This is a genomic window from Arthrobacter sp. R-11, assembly GCF_049913155.1.
In the GTDB taxonomy this organism is placed as follows: Bacteria; Actinomycetota; Actinomycetes; order Actinomycetales; family Micrococcaceae; genus Arthrobacter.
Genome location: NZ_CP183979.1, coordinates 3468591 through 3487881, shown reverse-complemented (window position 1 = coordinate 3487881; position 19291 = coordinate 3468591). Strand labels below are relative to the sequence as shown.

The window sequence follows — 19291 nt, the reverse complement described above, 5'->3', positions numbered from 1 at the left end:
ATGGTTTCCGCCGTTCGGTTCCGTTCACGCCCAGGCCTTGGAAGGACCCGTCGACGATGACCAGTACCGCAGTCGCACCGGAAGTAACGGCAGTGCAGCCCGTCCCCAGCTTCGTCCAGGGTGCCTGGTGGGCGCCCGCCGCGGCAGCGGATGGCGTTCCCGTCCGCGATGCGAGCACCGGCGAGGTGCTGGCAAAGGTGAGCACCGAAGGACTGGACCTGGCCGCCGTCGTCGACTACGGCCGCACGGTGGGCCAGCGCGAGCTGGGCAAGCTCACCTTCCACCAGCGCGCGCTGAAACTGAAGGAACTTGCCCAGTACCTCAACGCCCGTCGCGAAGAGTTCTATGAGGTCTCCTTCAAGACCGGCGCTACCAGGATCGACTCGATGATCGATATCGACGGCGGAATCGGCGTCCTCTTTACCTTCGGCTCGAAGGGACGCCGCGAACTGCCCAACTCGCAGGTGGTGGTGGACGGGCCCATGGAGGTCCTGTCCAAGGATGGTTCCTTCGCCGGCGAACACATCTACACCCGCATCCCCGGCGTCGCCGCGCAGATCAACGCCTTCAACTTCCCGGTCTGGGGCATGCTCGAGAAGTTTGCCCCCGCGTTCCTCGCCGGCGTGCCCACCATCGCCAAGCCGGCCACGCCCTCCGGGTACCTCGCCGCCGCGGTCGTGCGGGCCGTTGTCGAATCGGGCATCCTGCCGGAAGGCTCGCTGCAGCTCGTCTCCGGCCCGGCCCGCACGCTCTTGGACGAGCTCGACTACCGCGACCTCATGGCGTTCACGGGTTCGGCCTCCACGGCCAACGCGCTGAAGTCGCACCCCAATGTCGTCACAGGCGGTGTGCGCTTCACCTCCGAAACCGACTCGCTGAACGCGGCCATCCTCGGCCCGGACGCCGTACCCGGGACCCCCGAGTTCGACGCCTTCATCAAGTCCGTCGTGACTGAAATGACGGTCAAGGCCGGGCAGAAATGCACCTCGATCCGCCGCACCGTCGTTCCGCAGGACCTGGTATCCGACGTCGTTGCCGCCGTGGGTGCCCGCATCAACGAGCGCGTCGTGCTCGGCGACCCGCGGGCCGAGGGCGTCACCATGGGCGCGCTCGCGTCCCTGGAACAGCTCGCCGACGTCCGCGCGGCCGTGCAGTCCATGCTCGACGCCGGCGGTGAACTCGCGTACGGAACTCTCGATTCGCCGTCGGTCACCCGCGCCGACGGCACAGTGGGCGTCGTCGAGGACGGCGCCTTCATGTCGCCCCTGCTGCTGAGCTGGGCCGACTCCGACGCCCGGGAAGTCCACGCCCGCGAGGCCTTCGGCCCTGTATCCTCCGTGATCGGCTACCGCGACCTGGACGACGCCATCCGCCTGGCCGCCCTGGGCAGCGGCTCGCTGGTGGCCACCGTCTGCACCAACGATCCTTCCGTGGCACAGGCGCTGGTGACAGGCATCGCCGCGCACCATGGCCGCGTGCTCATGCTCAACCGAGAGGACGCCCGTACCTCCACCGGCCACGGATCGCCCGTGCCGCACCTGGTGCACGGCGGCCCGGGCCGCGCGGGCGGTGGCGAGGAACTGGGCGGCATCCGTTCGGTGCTGCACCACATGCAGCGCACCGCCATCCAGGGCTCTCCCAACATGCTGACCGCCGTCACCGGCGTCTGGCACAGCGGAGCGGACCGGAACTTCACCCTCGAAAGCGAGGGCGTCCACCCCTTCCGCAAGTCCCTGGCCGAGCTGCGGATCGGCGACGCCTTCCGCTCGGAGCTGCGTCAGGTGACGCTGGAGGACATCACCGCCTTCGCCAACAGCACCGGGGACACCTTCTACGCCCACACCAACCAGGACGCCGCCGCGGCCAACCCCTTCTTCCCGGGCATCGTGGCGCACGGCTACCTGCAGCTCAGCTGGGCCGCCGGGCTTTTCGTGGACCCGGCGCCGGGGCCTGTCCTGGCCAACTACGGCTTGGAAAACCTGCGCTTCACCACGCCCCTGGCCGCGGGGGATTCCTTCCGGGTGGTTCTCACGGCCAAGAAGATCACCCCGCGCGAGACCGATGAGTACGGTGAGGTCGCCTGGGATGCCGTCCTGACGAACCAGAACGACGAGACCGTGGCCACCTACGATGTGCTGACGCTCGTGGCGAAACAGGCTGCCGGGCCTGCAGTGCAGGCCTGAACAGTGCGGAACCCTCCGGCGCCGACTGGCGCCGGAGGATTGCTTGCGTAGGGTTCGCCGAGGCGAACGGGCACGGTCCCAGGCCTGCTCTTAGTGCACGGTGTCCTTCTGGTCCGCGATCACGGTTCCGTCCGGCCGCTTGATCGGTTCCTTGCCGTTTTCCGGGGTGGTGAAGCCCTTGGTGGAGCAGGGGTAGGCCTCGCTGCGCTGCGGCTTGGGATCGATGAACATTGGCGTGATGAGCCACTTGCCGCCGTCGTTGTCGTAGGCGCGGCACATCAGTTCCGTGTTGTTTCGGTTGACCACCAGCCTGGCTTCGGTGGCGTCTCCCACGAACGTCACATCCGTGCCGGAGTCTCCGGCCGCGATGATCTGCCGGCGGTCCTCCGGGAGCTGTTCAAAGGCTGCTGCGCCCTTGACGCCGAAGATTTCCTGGTTGGCCCAGCACCGCTTGCCGTCCATGTAGGTCATGACGGAATCCGCGCCGTCGGGCTCGCCGCCGCATCCCTTCAGATGCGTCGTCTGCAGTCCGTTCTCATAGACGCTGCGCACACCCACCACGTGATCCGCATCAATACCCACCTCGCCGGACCAGGCCTTCACCACCGGCTCGGGCGACGCCGACACCACCCACGGGACGATCCCGTGGGCTTTGAGGGTGCTGATGAGGTCCTTGATCTGCGGGTAGACCCGGATGTAGCCGTCCACCTTTTGCGTGCCGACGGTCTGCATGGTGCCTTCGGGTGCGGCCAGGTTCTCCTGCTTCATCGCCGTGGCGAACTGGCCGAGCTGTTCCTCGGTGTAGCCGGCGGACAGCGCCGTGCCCCAGGCGTAGGCGCCGGTGAGACGGCGGGCATTGAAGCCGGCAAAAGCCTCTTGGCCGGCACGGGTCTTGTCGTCCAGGATGGCCAGGATTTCATCCGCGCAGTCAGTATCGCTGCTGGTCCTCAGGGGCTTGCCTGCCGGGGTATCCGTACCGCAGGCCGCGCTGAGGGCCTTGGCCGCGGCGTCCGTAAGGTAGCGGTTGGTGGTTTTCCAGTTCTTGTCTTCCGGCTGCAGGACCTTGTCATTGCGCAGCATCCAGAAGTTGGTGCCGTAGCCGATGTCGTTCTTGACGACGGTGTTGTCCCAGTCAAAGATGGCCACCGGGGCCGTACCGCCCTTGAACGTTCCTGTGCACGTGCTGTGGGCGTCAATGGCAGCCTGGAGCTTTTCGCGGATTCCGGCGGGCCAAGTGAGCTTGGAGTCCAACTGCTGGCAGGAGGCCGACGGCGGCGCGCTGCTTGCCGGGGCTGTGCCGGCTGCTGTTCCTGCGCAGGACGTGAGTGCCAGGAGGCCGCCAAAGGCGGCGGCTGCGACGGTAAAGCGGGTACCACGATGCATGCGATATTCCCCTCTGTATGGTGTGAAGCAGACCACTAGGTGGTATGAAAACAGACCGTAGCAGCGGAGTGGGGGTGTTGTATATAGTGCAACGTGGCGCGCACTGTGCGTTGTTTAGGGCGAAGACGGCGCTGCCGACAAGCCGGACCGGGGTCCTAAACCGAGGCGTGCAGGCCATCGAAGGCCATGGTGATGACGTCGTCGGCCAGACGCTCGGGCGAGAGTGAACCGCCCGGCTTGTACCACTCCACGATCGAGTTGATGGTGCCGAACAGCAGTCTCGTGACCGTGCGCGGATCAATGTCCTGGCGCAGCGATCCTTCCTCGCGGGCATCCGAAATCAGCGCTGCCACCTTGTGGTCGAAGGCGCGGCGGCGTTCAAGGGCGTTGCGCTCGATCTCGGTGTTCCCGCGCAGCCGCAGCAGCAGGGTGACGAAGGGGAGCCGTTCCACCAGGACCGAGATCGTCTGCCGCAGCACGAACTCAAGCCGGGCATCGGCGGCGCCGGAGGTGGCTTCCGGCTGCTCCAGGATCGCTTCCAGGCCGCCCAGGGCGTGGTCGAGGGCGAGCTTGAGCAGCTCGCCCTTCGACGGCACGTGGTGGTAGATCGCAGACTTGGAGATGCCGAGGTTCTCGGCCAGGATGCCCATGGAGGTGGCATCGTAGCCATGGCGGTTGAAGACGTCGACGGCGATGCGCAGCACCGACTGCTGGTCGTAGCCCGGACGCCCGCGCTTGCTTGCTGTTGCTGTTTCCTTCGGCATGTCCGCTATTTTCCCATGTCCGGTTCCCCTGACCGCTTAGATTGCGCCCGGTGGCGCGCAGTTCCCTGTCGTACGCAGTTCCCTGTGGTACTGGTTCCCTGTGGTACTCAGCCTTTGGGCCGCAGGTCGTAGATCCTGCGCAGCTTGCCGTTCGAGCGCTCCAGGGAGCCGGGATCGACGACGTCGATCACGCACGAGGAACCCACATGGATCTTGATCTGCTCGCGCAAGGCGTGGCCCGCCGTCGTGCCGCTGTCCGGGGAGACGCCCTCGCGGCGCTCGATCTTCACGGTGAGGGTGTCCATCCGCTTGCCCTCGGGGCGCGTGATTTCCAGCTGGAAGTGCGGGCTCAGTTCCGGGATCCGCAGGGCGATTTCCTCGATCTGCGAGGGGAACAGGTTCACCCCGCGCAGGATGATCATGTCATCGCTGCGGCCGGTGATCCGGCCCATGCGGCGGTGCGCCGGGCGTGCAGTGCCCGGCAGCAGGCGTGTGAGGTCCTTGGTGCGGTAGCGGATGATCGGCAACGCTTCCTTGGTGAGTGAGGTGAACACCAGCTCGCCCGGTTCGCCGTCACCCAGCACGGAGGCGGTGCCGCGCTCCGGGTCGAAGGGGTCGATGATCTCGGGTCGGAAGTGATCCTCCCAGATGTGCGAGCCGTCCTGGGTTTCCACGGCTTCGCCTGCGACGCCCGGGCCCATGACTTCGGAAAGGCCGTAGATGTCGCAGGCCTTGATGTTCATGGTGGTTTCGAGCTCGTGGCGCATTTCCTCGGTCCACGGCTCGGCGCCGAGCACGGCGTACTTCAGGGAGGTGGACGTCGGATCGATGCCCATGTGGGCCATGGCGTCTGCGATGGTCAGCAGGTAGGTGGGCGTAGCCAGGATCGCATCCGGCTGGAAGTCCTGGATGAGCTGGATCTGGCGTTCGGTCTGCCCGCCGGACATCGGGATCACGGTGCAGCCCAGGGCTTCGGCGCCGGCGTGGGCGCCCAGGCCGCCGGTGAAGAGCCCGTAGCCGTAGGCGTTGTGGACCTTCATGCCGGGACGCACGCCGGAGGCGCGGAGGGAACGGGCCACCAGGCTTGCCCAGTTGGCGAGGTCGTTCTTCGTGTAGCCCACCACCGTGGGCCGGCCGGTGGTGCCGGAGCTGGCGTGGATGCGCGCCACTTGCTCCTGCGGTACGGCGAACATGCCGAAGGGGTACTCCAGGCGGAGGTCTTCCTTGGTGGTGTAGGGGAACTTGCCCAGGTCGCCGAGTTCGCGCAGGTCCGAGGGGTGGACGCCGGCGTCGTCGAACTTGCGCTTGTACAGCGGCACGCGCTCGTAGGCATAAGCCACCGTGTGCTGCAGGCGGCTGAGCTGGAGGGCCTCGAGCTCGTCGCGGGACATGGTCTCCTCGGGGTCCAACTGTGAACGGTCCAGCTGCGCGTCCTGCTGCGTGGCGTTGAGGGTGGTGCTGTTCTGGGTCATGTCTGCCTACTTCTTGGAGATGGTGCGGCTGCGGCCACGGAACTCGGCGATGAGTTCGCCGTAGCCGGCGGGGTCGTCTGGGCTGGGGTCCGCGGAGGGTTCGACGGGGGTGGGGTCCGCGGCGAAGATCTGCACGTCGTACAGTCCGCTGCGCCCCGTGTGCGCCCGGCGGTTCGCGACGGCGGTGATCACCTGGCCCTTGAACGCGGGCTGCAGGAAGTTGATGTCGACGCCGGAAGCCACCGTGATGTTGCGGGCTTGCGACGGCGTGGGGCTGGCGGGATTGCACGCCAGCGCGAAGGCTGTGTCGCCGAAGGCGAAGATCATTCCGCCGTGGGCCATGCCGAAGCCGTTGAGCATTTCCTTGCGCAGGGTCATCCGGATGGTGGCGTGTCCGTCGTCGAGTCGGATGACCTCGAGCCCCATCCATTCGGAGGCGTAGTCGTTCTTGAGGAGATGGTGCTGCACTGCACCGTGCCCCTGAACTGCATCGGAAAGCGCGGTCTCAACCATGCGTCATTGCCTCCAGTTTTATTTACCGAATGTTCATTAGGTAATCCCAGATCAGCGCAAGTGTCAAGGGCCACAACGGTTGGGGCGGGGACGGAGGGGTAGCCTCGGAGCATGCCAAGCATCGATTTGCCCATCCGCACCGAGAGGTTGCTGCTGCGCCGCTTCGAAGCCGGCGACCTCGAACGTTTCCACGCCTACCAGTCCCTGCCGGAGACGGCACGGTTCCTGCTCCGGCCCGAGTTGAGCCTCACGCAGGCCATGGAAGCCCTGGGCCGCTACGCCAACTTCACCTTCGAGAAGGAGGGGGACTGGGCCTGCCTGGCCATCGAGCGTGCGGAGCAGCCCGGGCTGATCGGCGAGGTGGTCCTGAAGTGGCTCCCGGGCACGGGGCAGGCGGAAATCGGCTGGATCATGGCACCGGACGGACGCGGGCATGGCTACGCCACCGAAGCCGCGACGGCGGTGCTCCGCCTGGGCTTCGAGACCCTGATGTTCCATCGCATCGACGCGAAGCTGGACGCCCTCAACAAGGGCTCGGCCGGGATCTGCGAACGGCTGGGCATGCGGCTGGAAGCCACCCTCGTGGACAACTGGCATTACAAGGGCCAGTGGTCCACGGAGCTGATCTACGCCATGCTCGACTCCGAATGGCGCCGCCGCTGACCCCGCGTTGCTCGGTGGGGGCTACTTGAGCCCGGCCCCCGGGAGCAGTTCAGTGGCGTCGAGTGAATCGGCCACGAAGGCGTAGTCCCAGGCCCGTTCGCGCCACTGCACGTACCGACCGGACGCACCGCCGTGCCCGCCGTCCATCTCGATCTTCATGACCACGGGCTCCGCGCCCGTTGTAACAGCGCGCAGTGCCTGCACCCACTTGGCCGGTTCCACGTAGAGCACACGCGTGTCGTTGAAGGACGTCACCGCGGCGATCTTCGGATAGGCCACGGACCGGATGTTCTCGTACGGGGTGTAGGACTTCATGTAGGCGTAGGCCTCGGGATCCGTGATGGGATTGCCCCACTCTTCCCACTCCAGCGCGGACAGGGGAAGCTCCGGGTCCAGGATGGTGGTCAGCGCGTCCACGAAGGGCACCTGCGCCACTACGGCCGCGTACTTCTCCGGGGCAAGGTTGGCCACGGCGCCCATCAGCAGGCCCCCGGCGGAACCGCCCATCGCGGCGATCCGGCCCGGTGCCACCCAGCCCGAGGAAGCCAGCCAGTCCGTGGCCGCCACGAAGTCCGTGAAGGTGTTCTTCTTGTTAAGCTTCTTGCCGTCCTCGTACCAGTGCCGGCCGAGTTCGCCGCCGCCGCGGATGTGCGCGATCACCATGACGATGCCGCGGTCCAGCAGGGACAACCGCGCCACGCCGAACCCAGGGTCCATGCTGACCTCATAGGAGCCGTATCCGTACACCAGGCCGGCCGCCGTCGAATCCTGCCTGAGCGAAGCATGCCGCAGCACGGACAGCGGCACCCGGGTGCCGTCGTCGGCCACCGCCCATTCACGGGTGGCGACGTAATCGGCTGCGGAATAGCCGCCCAGCACCGGGCTTTCCTTGCGCAACAGCAGTTCGCCCTGCGGCTGCTCCGTGGTGGGCAGCACGAAGTCGTACACCCGCGACGGCGTGAAGTAGGAGGTGTACCCCATCCGGATCACCGGGGCCTCATAATCCGAACCGGAAACGCCTGCGGTGTAGAGCTCCTCCTCGAATGCCGGCTCCACTGGCGGTGCCTGGCCCGGGGTGCCGAGGCCGGCGAGCGGGATCACCTGGACCCGCTCGATGGTGTCTTGCCGGACCGAGACCACCAGGTGCGTGGCGGTGACGCCCGCGCCGTTGACCCGTACGTCGTCGGAATGTTCGACGACGGTGCGCCACTGCTGTTCGCCGAGCGGCTTGGCGAGTTCGGCTGGGTCCGCCAGGGAGACCATCGAGTTGATGGCTTCCTTGTTGTGGGTGAGCAGGATGGTCTCGCGTCCCTCGAGCAGGAACGGCTCGGCCTCGTACAGCAGGTGTTCGTCGCGGGAAATCACGGTGGACAGGCCGGCGTCGTAGTCGTCGAAGCGCAACAGGCGCGTCTCGCTGAACTCCGAGCAGCCGATGCTGAGCACCAGATGGCGGCGGTCCGAGGAGAGCTCGAAGCCGAGCCACATGGCCGGGTCGTCCTCCTGGTACAGGACCTCGTCCTGTTCCACCGGGGCGCCGAGCACGTGGGCCTTGACCTGGTAGGGCCGCCAGGAATCGTCCACCACCGTGTAGAACAGGCGGGTGCCGTCCGGGGAGAAAGCCAAGCCGTAGAAAGCGTTCTCGATCACGTCCGGCAGCAGCTCGCCGCTGCGCAGGTCCTTGAAGCGCACCTTGAAGCGCTCTTCGCCGGAATTGTCCACGGCGTAGGCGTAGAGGTTCCCGTCGACGGTCACCGCGGTGCCGCCCACCGAGAAGAACGGCCTGCCCTCGGCTTCCGCGTTGCCGTCCAGCAGGATTTCCTCGCCCGGAAGGTTCACGCCGGGTTCGACGGCGGGCGGCGTCCAGTCAGCCACCGGATCGCCGGAGTCCCGCGCCTGCACCCGGCACTGGATGCCATACTCCTTGCCCTCCACCGAACGGGTGTAATACCACCAGCCGTCCTTGCGGCCAGGCACGGAAAGGTCGGTCTCCTGGGTGCGGCCCTTGATCTCCTGGAAGATCGCCTCGCGCAGCGGTTCCTGGTGGGCCGTCACGGATTCCTGGTAGGCGTTTTCGGCCTTGAGGTGCTCCACCACCTCCGGCGATTCCTTCTCCCGCAGCCACTCGTAGTTGTCCACGAAGACGTCCCCGTGGTGCTCCCGGGCGAACGGGACCTTCTTGGCGACAGGCGGCACGGCCGTGGTGTTCTGCAGCGGAGTCTGGGTCATGGACTCAATATATAGAGCAGCGCGCGCAAAACGGCGGGCGTTCGCTACCGGGGGAGTTGACTACCTGGGGAGCTGGCCCATACGGTCCTTGGCCAGCGCGTCCGCGACCTGGGCGATGCCGTTGTAGTCGGGCACGACGATCGACTGACCGTCCGCCGAGGTGCCGGTTCCCGCCGTCGGGAGGGTCATGAAGGACGCCGTCCGCGGGTCGATGCCGCGCAGCGCATAGGCCAGGCCTGCGAGCTTCATGACGTCGAGTCCGTTGTCGAGGATGAGCTTGGGGGCCACCTTCGTGATGAAGGCCAGGGTCTTCCCGGCATCCTTGAGGATCCCCGAGTTCCGAAGCTTGGCCATCACCGCTCGGATGAACTCCTGCTGGTTCCGAACCCGCTGGTAGTCGCCGTCCGGGAAGGCGTGGCGCTCACGGACGAATTCCAGGGCGGCTTGGCCGTTCAGGTGGTTGACGCCCTTGGTGAAGTGGTGCTGGGTGTCGACCGCGGCGGTGAAGTCTGCGGGAGAGTTCACATCGATGCCGCCCAGCCCGTCCACGATGTCCCGGAAGGTATTGAAGTCCACCATCACGGAGTACGTGATCTTCGTTTGTAGCAGGCCCCCGATGGTTTTCTCCACCAAGGCGGGGCCGCCGAACTGCAGGCTCGCGTTGATCTTCGAACCGCCGTAGCCGGGGATGTCCACCCAGAGGTCACGCATGATCGAGATACCGTAGACCTTCTTCCGGTCGGCCGGAATGTGCATCAGCATCATCATGTCGGAGCGCTGGTCCACCTGCCCGCCGGTGGCGGCCGCCTGCTTGGCGGCTTCCTTGGCGTTGCCGCGGATGTCGCTGCCGATCACCAGGACATTTACCGGTCCGGAAGGCAGGCCTGGCAATGCCAGCGGCGGCGGGGGTCGGTCCGCCTTGAGCAGGGACCCGGGCGGCACGGTGATGCCGGGCTCCGATCCCTGGCTCGACGACGGCGCAGCGGCGGGCGCCGCGGGCCGGTTGATGCTCACGAGGATGCCCGCGGCCACCGTGCCGAGCACCAGCACCGCCGCAAGCGCGGTGACGATTGCCCTGCGACCGTGCAGGAGGCTTTTCAGGAATTCGGCGCTGAGCCATTTCTCCATGTCCGGAAACTATCACCGGCAGGGCGCAAAGCAAGCGTGTCGCAGGATGCAATTCGGCAACGAAGCCCGCCCAAGCACTCAGCGCTGCGGCGTCAGGGTCTTCCGGAACAGCACCGCGCCGTTGGCGTTGCGCAGGCTCACGTTGAAGGTGTCGTCAGTGCCGAGCTCCACGTGCCCGAAGTACTGGTTCTCGCCGTCGCGCGGTGATTCCCCGGCGAAGCGGCCGGCCCTGGAGAAGACCACCTCCGGGCCGAAGGTGCCGTCCATCGCGTTGGGGCCGAAGGAGCCGGCGTTGATGGGCCCGGCGACGAATTCCCAGAAGGGGTCGAAGTCGGTGAAGGCGGCCCGCTCGGGGGAGTAGTGGTGCGCGGCGCAGTAGTGCACGTCCGCCGTCAGCCAAACGGTGTTCTTCACGCCGTGGCGCTTGAAGGCGCTGAGCACTCCGGCGATTTCCAGTTCCCGTCCCAGGGGCGCGCCGTCTTCGCGGTTTGACAGGCTTTCCTGGTTCACGGGGCCGTCCGGCACGATGACGCCCAGCGGGAGGTCGGCCGCGATCACCTTCCATGTGGCTGTGGAATTCCGGACTTCGCGGATCAGCCAGTCCACCTGCTCCTGGCCCAGGATGTTGGTGGCGTAGGGCTCCTTCCCGTCCGTGTTGGGGGACTTGAAAGTGCGCATGTCCAGGCAGAAGACGTCCAGCTGCGGGCCGCGGGAGATCTTCCGGTAGATCCGCGCAGGCTGGTAGCTGCCGCCGTCGAACGTACCGGGACGCCAGAGTGCCGCACTGTCAGCGATCGGCATGTTCTCCTGCCACGCCTGCCGGCCGCGTGCGGCGAGGACATTGACGTTCCGCTCGGTGTACCGGGCGTCGTCGATGATCTGGCCGGGGTACCAGTTGTTGTGGGTTTCGTGGTCGTCCCACTGTGCGATCACCGGGACCTCGGCGAACATGGCCCGCATGCCCGCATCCATCGAGTTGTACCGGTGGCGGCCGCGGAATTCCTTGAGGGTCTCGGCCACCTTGGAGACTTCCTCGGTGACGATGTTGCGCCAAAGCTGCCCGTCCTTTTCGGTGACGGTGGCGGCGATGGGGCCGTCCGCGTAGATGGTGTCGCCCGAATGGATGAAGAAGTCCGGGCGGGTTTGGTGCATGGCCTGGTAGCCGCGCATCCCGCCGATGTCCTCGTTGATGCCCCAGCCCTGGCCGGCGGTGTCGCCGGTCCAGACGAAGCTTTGCGGAGCCGACGACGGCGCGCTGCCGCCTGCTGCCGGTGCCGTGCGGAAGGTGCCCTGTTGCGTCTCGCTGATGGCGCCGCCGTCGTCCTCGAAGCCGAGGGTGTACACGAATCGGGTGCCGGCCGGCAGGCGGTCCGCGTGGATCTTTGCGGTGAAGTCGCTGGCCTCGGTGGCCCAGGGACCGCGCAGCACCCGGCTGAAGGCGTGGCGGCCGCGCAGGATGTTTCCGGCGTCGTCCACGGCGCGCAGCGTGGCGGCGATCCGGCCCTGCCCGGAGGCGCGGGACCAGAGCACGGCCGAGGACGAGGTGACGTCCCCGCTGGCGATGCCGCTGGGCAGGGTGAGGCGCTTGCGCAACAAGGGGATGCCCGCCGGGGCGGCCTGTGCGGGCGCTGTGCCTGCGGCCGCAGTGCCGCCGGAAACGGCCAGGGCGGCGATGGAGCTCTTGAGGAGGGAGCGGCGCGGGAAATCAGTCATGCTGCCACTGTGGCCGCTGCGGGTGAACGCGCGGTGAGTCCGGGGTTAAGGTTCCGGACCGGCCTGGCCCGGCCCGATCGATGGGAGTGCTTGACGCCGCTCGCCGCTTCCGCATATTCTGAACGAACGGTCGGTAAATATATAGGAGCAACCATGGCATCGCAGAACCTGCAGTCTGTGCCCGCTGAGCTGTCCCCCGAAGAACAGGAACGGGAACGCGCGGGCCAGGCGTACTTTGACCGGATCATCGCGGAAGATTCGCGCATCGAGCCGCGGGACTGGATGCCGGAGGCCTACCGCAGGACGCTGCTGCGCCAGGTTTCCCAGCATGCGCATTCGGAAATCATCGGCATGCAGCCCGAGGCGAACTGGATCACCCGTGCTCCCAGCCTGAAGCGCAAGGCCATTCTCATGGCAAAGGTGCAGGATGAAGCGGGCCACGGCCTCTACCTCTACTCGGCCGCGGAAACCCTGGGCCAGTCCCGCGACAAGATGATGCAGGACCTCATCGACGGAAAGGCCCGCTACTCCTCGATCTTCAACTACCCGGCGGTGTCCTGGGCGGACATGGGCGCGATCGGCTGGCTCGTGGACGGCGCCGCCATCTGCAACCAGGTGCCTCTCTGCCGGGCCTCCTACGGACCCTACGGACGCGCAATGGTGCGCATCTGCAAGGAAGAGTCCTTCCACCAGCGCCAGGGCTTCGAGATCCTGCTGGAACTGTCCAACGGCACCCCCGCCCAGAAGCAGATGGCCCAGGACGCCGTGAACCGCTGGTATGCACCGGCGCTCATGATGTTCGGCCCGCCGGACGACGATTCCCCCAACTCCAAGCAGTCCATGGCCTGGAACATCAAGCGCTTCAGCAACGACGAGCTCCGCAGCCGCTTCGTCGGCATGATGGTCGAACAGGTCAGGGTCCTCGGCCTGACGCTGCCGGACCCGGAGATCCGCTTCAACGAAGAGACGAAGAAGTGGGAACACGGTCCGCTGGACTGGAACGAATTCAAGGACGTCCTGGCTGGCAAGGGCCCCTGCAATGCGCAGCGCATGGAACGCCGCCGCCAGGCACACGAAGACGGTGCCTGGGTCCGCGAAGCCGCCGCAGCCTACGCCGCCAAGCAAGCAGAGAAGGAACACGCAGCATGACAACGCCAACCGAGTCCCACTCCACGGAAACCCCCTGGCCCCTCTGGGAAGTGTTCGTCCGCTCCAGCCGCGGCCTCTCCCACGTGCACGCCGGTTCTTTGCACGCGCCGGACGCCGTCATGGCCCTGCGCAACGCCCGCGACCTCTACACCCGCCGCAATGAAGGCGTGTCCATCTGGGTGGTGCCGGCCGATGCGATTTCCTCCAGCGATCCGGATTCGAAGGGTTCCTTCTTCGAGTCCCCGCAGGGCAAGGACTACCGCCATGCCACGTACTACACCAAGAGCGAAGGCGTGAAGCACCTGTGACTGAAAACAACACCGACTTCGCGATCGAAGGCCACGGCGACATTTCCGTGGGCGTCAGCGGAGCGGGCGCCTCCGGCGACGGCTCGGCAAGCGCCACCCGCATCACCCCCGGCAACGCCCTGCGACCGGAGGACATCGCCCTCGAGGTGCGCCGCGGGACAGCCAAGCCCGGGGAAGACGTTGCCGACTACGCCCTGCGCCTGGGCGACGACGCCTTGGTCCTGGCCCAGCGCCTTGGCCACTGGATCTCCCGCGCCCCCGAGCTCGAAGAAGACATCGCCCTGGGCAACATCGCCCTGGACCAGCTGGGCCACGCCCGTTCCTTCCTGACCTACGCGGGCGCGTACTGGGGCAAGAGCGAGGACGAGCTGGCCTACTTCCGCCGCGAACCCGAGTTCCGCTCGGCACACCTCTTCGAACAGCCCAACGGGGATTTCGCCGTGACCATCGCGCGGCAGTTCATCGTGAGCTACTACCAATTCGAGCTCTACAAGCGGCTGCTGGACTCCAGTGATGCGACGATTGCCGCTATTTCGGCCAAGGCGCTCAAGGAAGTGGACTACCACCGCGACCACAGCGCCCAGTGGGTGCTGCGCCTGGCCGGCGGCACCGAGGAATCCCGGCGCCGCATCATCCAGGGCTTCAAGTTGCTGTGGCCCTATGTGGACGAGCTCTTCGAAGACGACGAGCTGACGGCACGGCTGGCCGAAACCGGCGCCGGCGTCCAGCCCTCCAGCCTGCGCGAAGACTTCGACCGCCTCACCGGCGAGGTGCTCGCCGAGGCCGAGCTGAGCGGGGACGGCGGCCTGGACCTGGACCGCATCCCGCAGTCCCTGGGCGGAGGCCGGCGCGGCAAGCACTCCGAACACCTCGGCTACGTGCTGGCCGAAATGCAGGTGCTCGCCCGCGAACATCCCGGAGCAAGCTGGTGACAAGCGTGGAAACCGCACTGAGCCCCGCCGAGCAGCGCAGCCCCGCGGAGCAGGAAGCCTGGGCGCTCGCCGCTACGGTCTGCGACCCCGAGATCCCGGTGCTCACCATCGAGGACCTCGGGATCCTCCGCGCGGTGCGCGTGCTGGAAGGCGCCTCCGACGGCGGTGCCCCGGACGGCGGCGCCCCGGACGGCGGTGCCCCGGACGGCGGCGCCGGGTGGCCCGCCGTCGAACTCACCATCACGCCCACCTACTCGGGCTGCCCGGCGATGGACGCGATCAGGGACGACCTCAAGTCCGCGTTCGCCAAAGCCGGCTACGGCGAGGTCCGCGTGAACCTGGTGCTGGCACCGGCCTGGACCACCGACTGGATGACCGAATCCGGCAAGGCGAAGCTGCGGGAGTACGGCATCGCCCCGCCGTCGGGCAATTCCCGGGCAGGCGGCCACTCCGGTCCCGTCCGGCTGAGCCTGGCAGTGAAATGCCCGCAGTGCTCTTCGCTGAACACCAAGGAACTGACCCGTTTCGGCTCCACCTCCTGCAAGGCGCTGTACGTCTGCCAGGACTGCAAGGAACCGTTTGACTACTTCAAAGTCCTCTAAGGAAGCCAGATGACCACCGAAACCCCCACGGCCAGCCGCCGTCGTGCGTCCTTCCACAGCCTCGCCGTCTCCGAGGTGCGGCGCCTGACCGAGGACGCCATCGAAGTCACCTTCGCCGTTCCGGCGGAACTGGCGGGACAGTACGACTACCTCCCCGGCCAGTACGTGGCCCTGCGGACCACGCTCCCGGACGAATCCGGCGAACCGCATGAGGTCCGCCGAAGCTACTCGATCTGCGCAGAGCCGCGCAGCTTCGAAGACGGCAGCAGCGAAATCCGGGTGGCCATCAAGAAGGACCTCGGCGGCATTTTCTCCACGTGGGCCAACGCCGAGCTTGAGGCGGGGGACACCCTGGACGTGATGAGCCCGCAGGGCGCGTTCATCTCCCGCCACGGCAAGGACGGCGCGGCGGTCCAGTACAACGTCATGAACTCGATGAACAACCCGGAGGAATTGGCGGGGGAGCCGGGCTCCTTCGTGGCCATTGCCGCCGGATCCGGCATCACCCCGGTGATCGCGATCGCGCGCACCCTGTTGGCCGCCAACCCGGACACCCGATTCGACCTCATCTATGCCAACAAAGCCGCCATGGACGTCATGTTCCTTGAGGAACTGGCGGATCTGAAGGACAAGTACCCGTCCCGGCTGGCCTTGCACCATGTGCTCTCCCGTGAGCAGCGGATCGCGCCGCTCATGACCGGCCGGATCGACTCGGAGAAGCTGCAGGCCCTGCTGTCCTCCGCCATCCACGCCGAGGACATCGACGAATGGTTCCTCTGCGGGCCCTTCGAACTGGTCCAGCTGTGCCGCGACACGCTGGCTGCCCGCGGGGTTGCGCCCGAACATGTCCGTTTCGAGCTGTTCACCACCGGCCGCCCGGACCGTCCGGAAGGCAACGCGGGGCGGCCCGTCGTCGAGGACGACTCGCAGGACACCTTCAAGATCACCTTCAAGCTGGACGGACTCACCGGCGACGTCGCCAGCCCCACCCACGCCCGCGAATCCATCCTCAATGCTGCGCTGCGCGTCCGCCCCGACGTGCCGTTCGCCTGTGCCGGCGGAGTCTGCGGCACCTGCCGCGCCAAGCTGGTCAGCGGCACCGTCACCATGGACGAAAACTACGCGCTGGAGCAGGATGAGCTGGACAAGGGCTACGTGCTCACCTGCCAGTCCCACCCCACCAGCGAAAACGTCACGGTCGACTTCGACGTCTAGCTCCACCGACAGCCCACTGACAGCCCCACCGACAGCCAAGGAACCCAGCATGATTGAGCTCTCCATCGCCGGCGGGATCGCCGAAATCGTCCTGAACGCGCCCCAGAAGCTGAACTCCCTCAACGAAGAGGCGCTCGCCGAACTGGACAGGGCGTACGACGACGCCGCTGCCGCCGCCGGCCGTGGGGAGGTGCGGGCGCTGCTCCTGCGGGGAGAGGGCCGCGCCTTCTGCGCCGGCCGGGACATCGCCGGCGTGACCCCGGAGGACGACGACGCCCAGGCCTACCTGGGCGGTCTGGTGGAGCCCCTCCTGAAGAAGATGGCGGCCTTCCCGGCGCCGACCTTCGCGGCGGCTCACGGGGCCTGCCTCGGCGTCGGGCTCGGGCTGCTGCTGGCCACGGACGTGGTGTACGTGGCGGAGAACGCCAAGTTCGGCTCGCCCTTCGCCAAGCTGGGCGCCACACTGGATTCCGGCGGGCACTGGTACTTCACCGAGCGACTGGGCATGCACCGCACCCTGGACCTGATCTACACCGCGGAGCTCATGAGCGGCAGCGAAGCCGTGGCGCAGGGCCTGTTCAGCCGGGCGATGCCGGACGATTCGCTTCTTTCCGCGACCCGGGCCATCGTGGAGCGGGTAGCCACCGGAGCCACCGGAGCCTTCAACGCCAGCAAGGAACTCGTGGCGCACATCCGCGACCAGCGACTGGGGCTCTGGGCTTCCATGGCGGAGGAGAACACCGAGCAGGCCCGGCTGTGCAAGAGCGAGGACTACGCGGAAGGCTTCCGCGCCTTCCAGGAGAAGCGGGCCCCGGCCTTCAAGGGCTGAGGCCCGCGCCTCAGGATTGTGCCGTTCAGCAGCTAAGGGCTACTGGACTGCTCAGACCGTTCGGGTCGGACTTCGAGCAGCTGAAGATCACTGTTCCTACGGGCTGCTCAATCACCAGGGAAATCGACGTCACCGTCAAGACCGGGTTCACACCGGTCCAGTTGCTGTTCGGGCATCCGGCCTGGGTCGCTGTCACCGTACCCGGGGCCGACAATACTGCCGGATTGGTGTTCAGCGTCAGGTTCCCGTTCTTGATGGCGTCGCTGTCAATCAGCGTGGGTGCCACGGCGGGGCCGATCAGGACCTTGTTCTGTCCCGGTGCGACGTTTCCGCCCTGGTTCTTGCACTGATAGACGGCGAAGCCGGACACACTAACCGTGGCGAGAAGGTCGTCGTTTCCGAGCCCAGCTAGGACGGCCCTACAGGTGGTGGTGGCTGTGGATCCGCTGATACTCACCGTACAGACGGGTTCGCCGCCCTTTTTGAAGTGCGGGCTGGCAGCCTGGGCTGCCGACACCCCGGCCGTGAAAACGAGCAGGAATGCTGCACACAGCATGATGATTTGCTTGAGGATCTTGTTCATGACTGGCCTTTTGGAGTCAATATCTTGCCACGCAAACGTGGCACTCCGTCGGACAGCAACTGGCGGTGTCGTTGTCCGACATCAGTCCGCTGTCCCCCAGTAACATGGGCAAAACATGGCGCGCAATCCGAGGACTTTGCGCCTTCAAAGCGGCATCGGCGGTCCCGACGCATTTGGGCGTGCGATGCCGGTTCAAGGCTACGCCGCACTTGGTGGGATCAAAAGACGGTAATACTGGAAAAGGTCTTGAGCCGGCGTGGCCCAGCAAAAAAAGCTGACGTGCCGGGCGGCACTGTCTTACCGACGATCTGTCCGCCGGCTCACCTGCTACAGGCTTTGGCCCTCGCTACGGGCCTCGAGCATCGATTCACGGAGCCGGGACTGGGCCAGGGCCAGTCCGGCCTGCGCCGCTCCCCGGGCCACCGATAGTCCGATCACTTGGGGCACGACCCTGATCTCCGGGACGGTGGGAAGGCTTTGTGCCAGTCGCCTGCGCGCCTCGGGAAGGACTTCGTCCACGAGCGGACTCAGGCGACCCACAAAATAGACGGACTCCGGGTCCAGCGTAACGGCAACGGCACCGACGGCGGTCACGATCGCCGTCGTAAATGCCTCCGCCACTTCCGCACGGGACGCCGTTTCCTGCGGCTGTGACCACAGGGCTTCGATGCCTTCCAGGTCCAATCCCCGTCCTTGGGCGAATTGGAGGAGGCCCGTTGTGCTCAACAGTCCGTCGAGGGTCTCGTTGCCAACGCCGGAGAAGAGAACACCACCCAGATCACCGAAGGCAGGGCTCCGCCCTTTGGCGATCTCATGATCAGTACAACCAGCGAAGCTCAGCACCGTACTGAGCATGAACAAAGCAGCATTTCCTATGCTTGCATCATCCTTCAGGATCCCCCGTAAGGATGCGTTGGCATCGCTCTCAACGGTCACGGGAGCCTTCAACCGTTCTTCAATGGCACTCTGGAGACGTGAAGCCAGGAAAATCGTCCTTGATTCTGGTGTCCCGGACCAGTTGGTGCCATTCGGGACACGGCCGGGCAAAGCAGCGACGATTTGGCGCAATGGTCCCTCTGCGGAATCACTGGTCTCCACTACCAAGCCCACCAGCCACTCGGCAGTGGTTCCAACATCGCCCCCCTCGAAGCTGGGAACAATGATGTGACTAACCTCGCGACCTCTCAGGTCAGTTACGAGGACGCACGTGGTTCGCGTCCCGAAAGAGATACCGACAATGTGCCCCGCCGTGCCGGGGACATCCAGAAACGTGGAGGGTCGGCCACGGCGCACAACGGCATCGACTCCCTGCTCAACGAGGAAACCGTCAAAAAGAAGCTCATCCACCTTCCGGGACACCGTTGCCTGACTTAAACGTGTCAATTCGATCAGCCTGCTGCGCGTCAAGGGCGCCTCTGAAAGGACCGCATCAAGGACAGACGCCTTGGTGTAGTCACGTGCCGTGGGGATGCTGCTCATAGCACTACCTTAATGAGAGTCCAGACCTAAACCGGGACGTGTGGGGTTGCCCGGTATTCGTTGATGGGGTTAATGGTTTTCTTTCGTTGCGCGTTCATCGGTAATCGCTGGTTCCGCCAACGGCCAGTACGCCCGGCAGGGCAACAAAC

17 protein-coding genes are annotated in these 19291 nt (G+C 66.2%); 8 read left to right on the top strand and 9 right to left on the bottom strand.

Translation table 11 applies throughout. The annotated features are described in order from the left end of the window. The first annotated feature begins 56 nt into the window (after positions 1-56). A complete protein-coding gene (paaZ, locus tag ACN9M4_RS15815) occupies positions 57-2183 on the top strand; it encodes a phenylacetic acid degradation bifunctional protein PaaZ (protein WP_426299497.1) in 2127 nt (708 codons plus the stop codon). Between the two features lie 90 nt (positions 2184-2273). Here the strand turns inward: paaZ and ACN9M4_RS15810 are convergent, their stop codons facing one another. The 4 genes from ACN9M4_RS15810 to ACN9M4_RS15795 all read right to left on the bottom strand — a co-directional run bounded on the left by ACN9M4_RS15810 (position 2274) and on the right by ACN9M4_RS15795 (position 6315). After that, positions 2274-3566 carry an HAD family hydrolase gene (locus tag ACN9M4_RS15810; protein ID WP_426299495.1) on the bottom strand — a complete coding sequence of 431 codons (1293 nt, stop codon included), beginning with the start codon at positions 3564-3566 and terminating at the stop codon, positions 2274-2276. Between the two features lie 155 nt (positions 3567-3721). Further along, positions 3722-4330: a TetR/AcrR family transcriptional regulator gene (locus ACN9M4_RS15805; protein ID WP_074587026.1), complete on the bottom strand. Its 609-nt coding sequence runs from the start codon at positions 4328-4330 to the stop codon at positions 3722-3724. Positions 4331-4437: 107 nt separating this feature from the next. Continuing rightward, positions 4438-5802, bottom strand: a complete 1365-nt coding sequence (gene paaK / locus ACN9M4_RS15800; RefSeq protein WP_426299492.1) for a phenylacetate--CoA ligase PaaK — start codon at positions 5800-5802, stop codon at positions 4438-4440. Positions 5803-5808: 6 nt separating this feature from the next. After that, positions 5809-6315, bottom strand: a complete 507-nt coding sequence (locus ACN9M4_RS15795; protein WP_426299490.1) for a hotdog fold thioesterase — start codon at positions 6313-6315, stop codon at positions 5809-5811. A gap of 111 nt (positions 6316-6426) precedes the next feature. Here ACN9M4_RS15795 and ACN9M4_RS15790 point away from each other — a divergent pair, with 111 nt between their 5' ends. Further along, on the top strand, positions 6427-6978 hold the full coding sequence (locus ACN9M4_RS15790; protein WP_426299488.1) for a GNAT family N-acetyltransferase: 552 nt from the start codon (positions 6427-6429) through the stop codon (positions 6976-6978). Between the two features lie 21 nt (positions 6979-6999). On the opposite strand, the gene ACN9M4_RS15785 is transcribed toward ACN9M4_RS15790, so the two are convergent. The 3 genes from ACN9M4_RS15785 to ACN9M4_RS15775 form a co-directional block, all read right to left on the bottom strand. Next, positions 7000-9204 (bottom strand): S9 family peptidase, encoded by a 2205-nt coding sequence (locus ACN9M4_RS15785; RefSeq protein WP_426299486.1) that lies wholly within the window; start codon positions 9202-9204, stop codon positions 7000-7002. Positions 9205-9264: 60 nt separating this feature from the next. Further along, positions 9265-10332: an LCP family protein gene (locus ACN9M4_RS15780; protein ID WP_426299484.1), complete on the bottom strand. Its 1068-nt coding sequence runs from the start codon at positions 10330-10332 to the stop codon at positions 9265-9267. 78 nt (positions 10333-10410) lie between these two features. Beyond that, positions 10411-12045, bottom strand: coding sequence for an alkaline phosphatase D family protein (locus ACN9M4_RS15775; protein ID WP_426299482.1), 1635 nt, complete (start codon positions 12043-12045; stop codon positions 10411-10413). A 153-nt stretch (positions 12046-12198) separates the two neighbouring features. On the opposite strand from ACN9M4_RS15775, the gene paaA reads away from it, so the two are divergent. The 6 genes from paaA to ACN9M4_RS15745 are packed head-to-tail and all read left to right on the top strand — an operon-like array spanning position 12199 to position 17080. Next, positions 12199-13194, top strand: coding sequence for a 1,2-phenylacetyl-CoA epoxidase subunit PaaA (gene paaA, locus ACN9M4_RS15770; RefSeq protein WP_426299480.1), 996 nt, complete (start codon positions 12199-12201; stop codon positions 13192-13194). After that, on the top strand, positions 13191-13502 hold the full coding sequence (gene paaB, locus ACN9M4_RS15765) for a 1,2-phenylacetyl-CoA epoxidase subunit PaaB (RefSeq protein ID WP_426299478.1): 312 nt from the start codon (positions 13191-13193) through the stop codon (positions 13500-13502). Before paaA ends, paaB begins: the two co-directional genes overlap by 4 nt. Then, entirely contained in the window at positions 13499-14434 is a 936-nt protein-coding gene (gene paaC, locus ACN9M4_RS15760) for a 1,2-phenylacetyl-CoA epoxidase subunit PaaC (protein ID WP_426299476.1), read from the top strand. Before paaB ends, paaC begins: the two co-directional genes overlap by 4 nt. Then, on the top strand, positions 14431-15036 hold the full coding sequence (gene paaD, locus ACN9M4_RS15755) for a 1,2-phenylacetyl-CoA epoxidase subunit PaaD (protein ID WP_426299474.1): 606 nt from the start codon (positions 14431-14433) through the stop codon (positions 15034-15036). The genes paaC and paaD overlap by 4 nt, the downstream gene beginning before the upstream one ends. A gap of 9 nt (positions 15037-15045) precedes the next feature. Then, positions 15046-16251, top strand: a complete 1206-nt coding sequence (paaE, locus tag ACN9M4_RS15750; protein ID WP_426299472.1) for a 1,2-phenylacetyl-CoA epoxidase subunit PaaE — start codon at positions 15046-15048, stop codon at positions 16249-16251. Positions 16252-16300: 49 nt separating this feature from the next. Beyond that, positions 16301-17080, top strand: a complete 780-nt coding sequence (locus ACN9M4_RS15745; RefSeq protein ID WP_426299470.1) for an enoyl-CoA hydratase/isomerase family protein — start codon at positions 16301-16303, stop codon at positions 17078-17080. Between the two features lie 25 nt (positions 17081-17105). On the opposite strand, the gene ACN9M4_RS15740 is transcribed toward ACN9M4_RS15745, so the two are convergent. Both ACN9M4_RS15740 and ACN9M4_RS15735 read right to left on the bottom strand, forming a co-directional pair. Then, complete coding sequence (locus tag ACN9M4_RS15740; protein WP_426299468.1) at positions 17106-17663, bottom strand: hypothetical protein; 558 nt, start codon at positions 17661-17663, stop codon at positions 17106-17108. A 327-nt stretch (positions 17664-17990) separates the two neighbouring features. Then, on the bottom strand, positions 17991-19142 hold the full coding sequence (locus tag ACN9M4_RS15735; protein ID WP_426299466.1) for an ROK family protein: 1152 nt from the start codon (positions 19140-19142) through the stop codon (positions 17991-17993). Between the last annotated feature and the right edge of the window lie 149 nt (positions 19143-19291).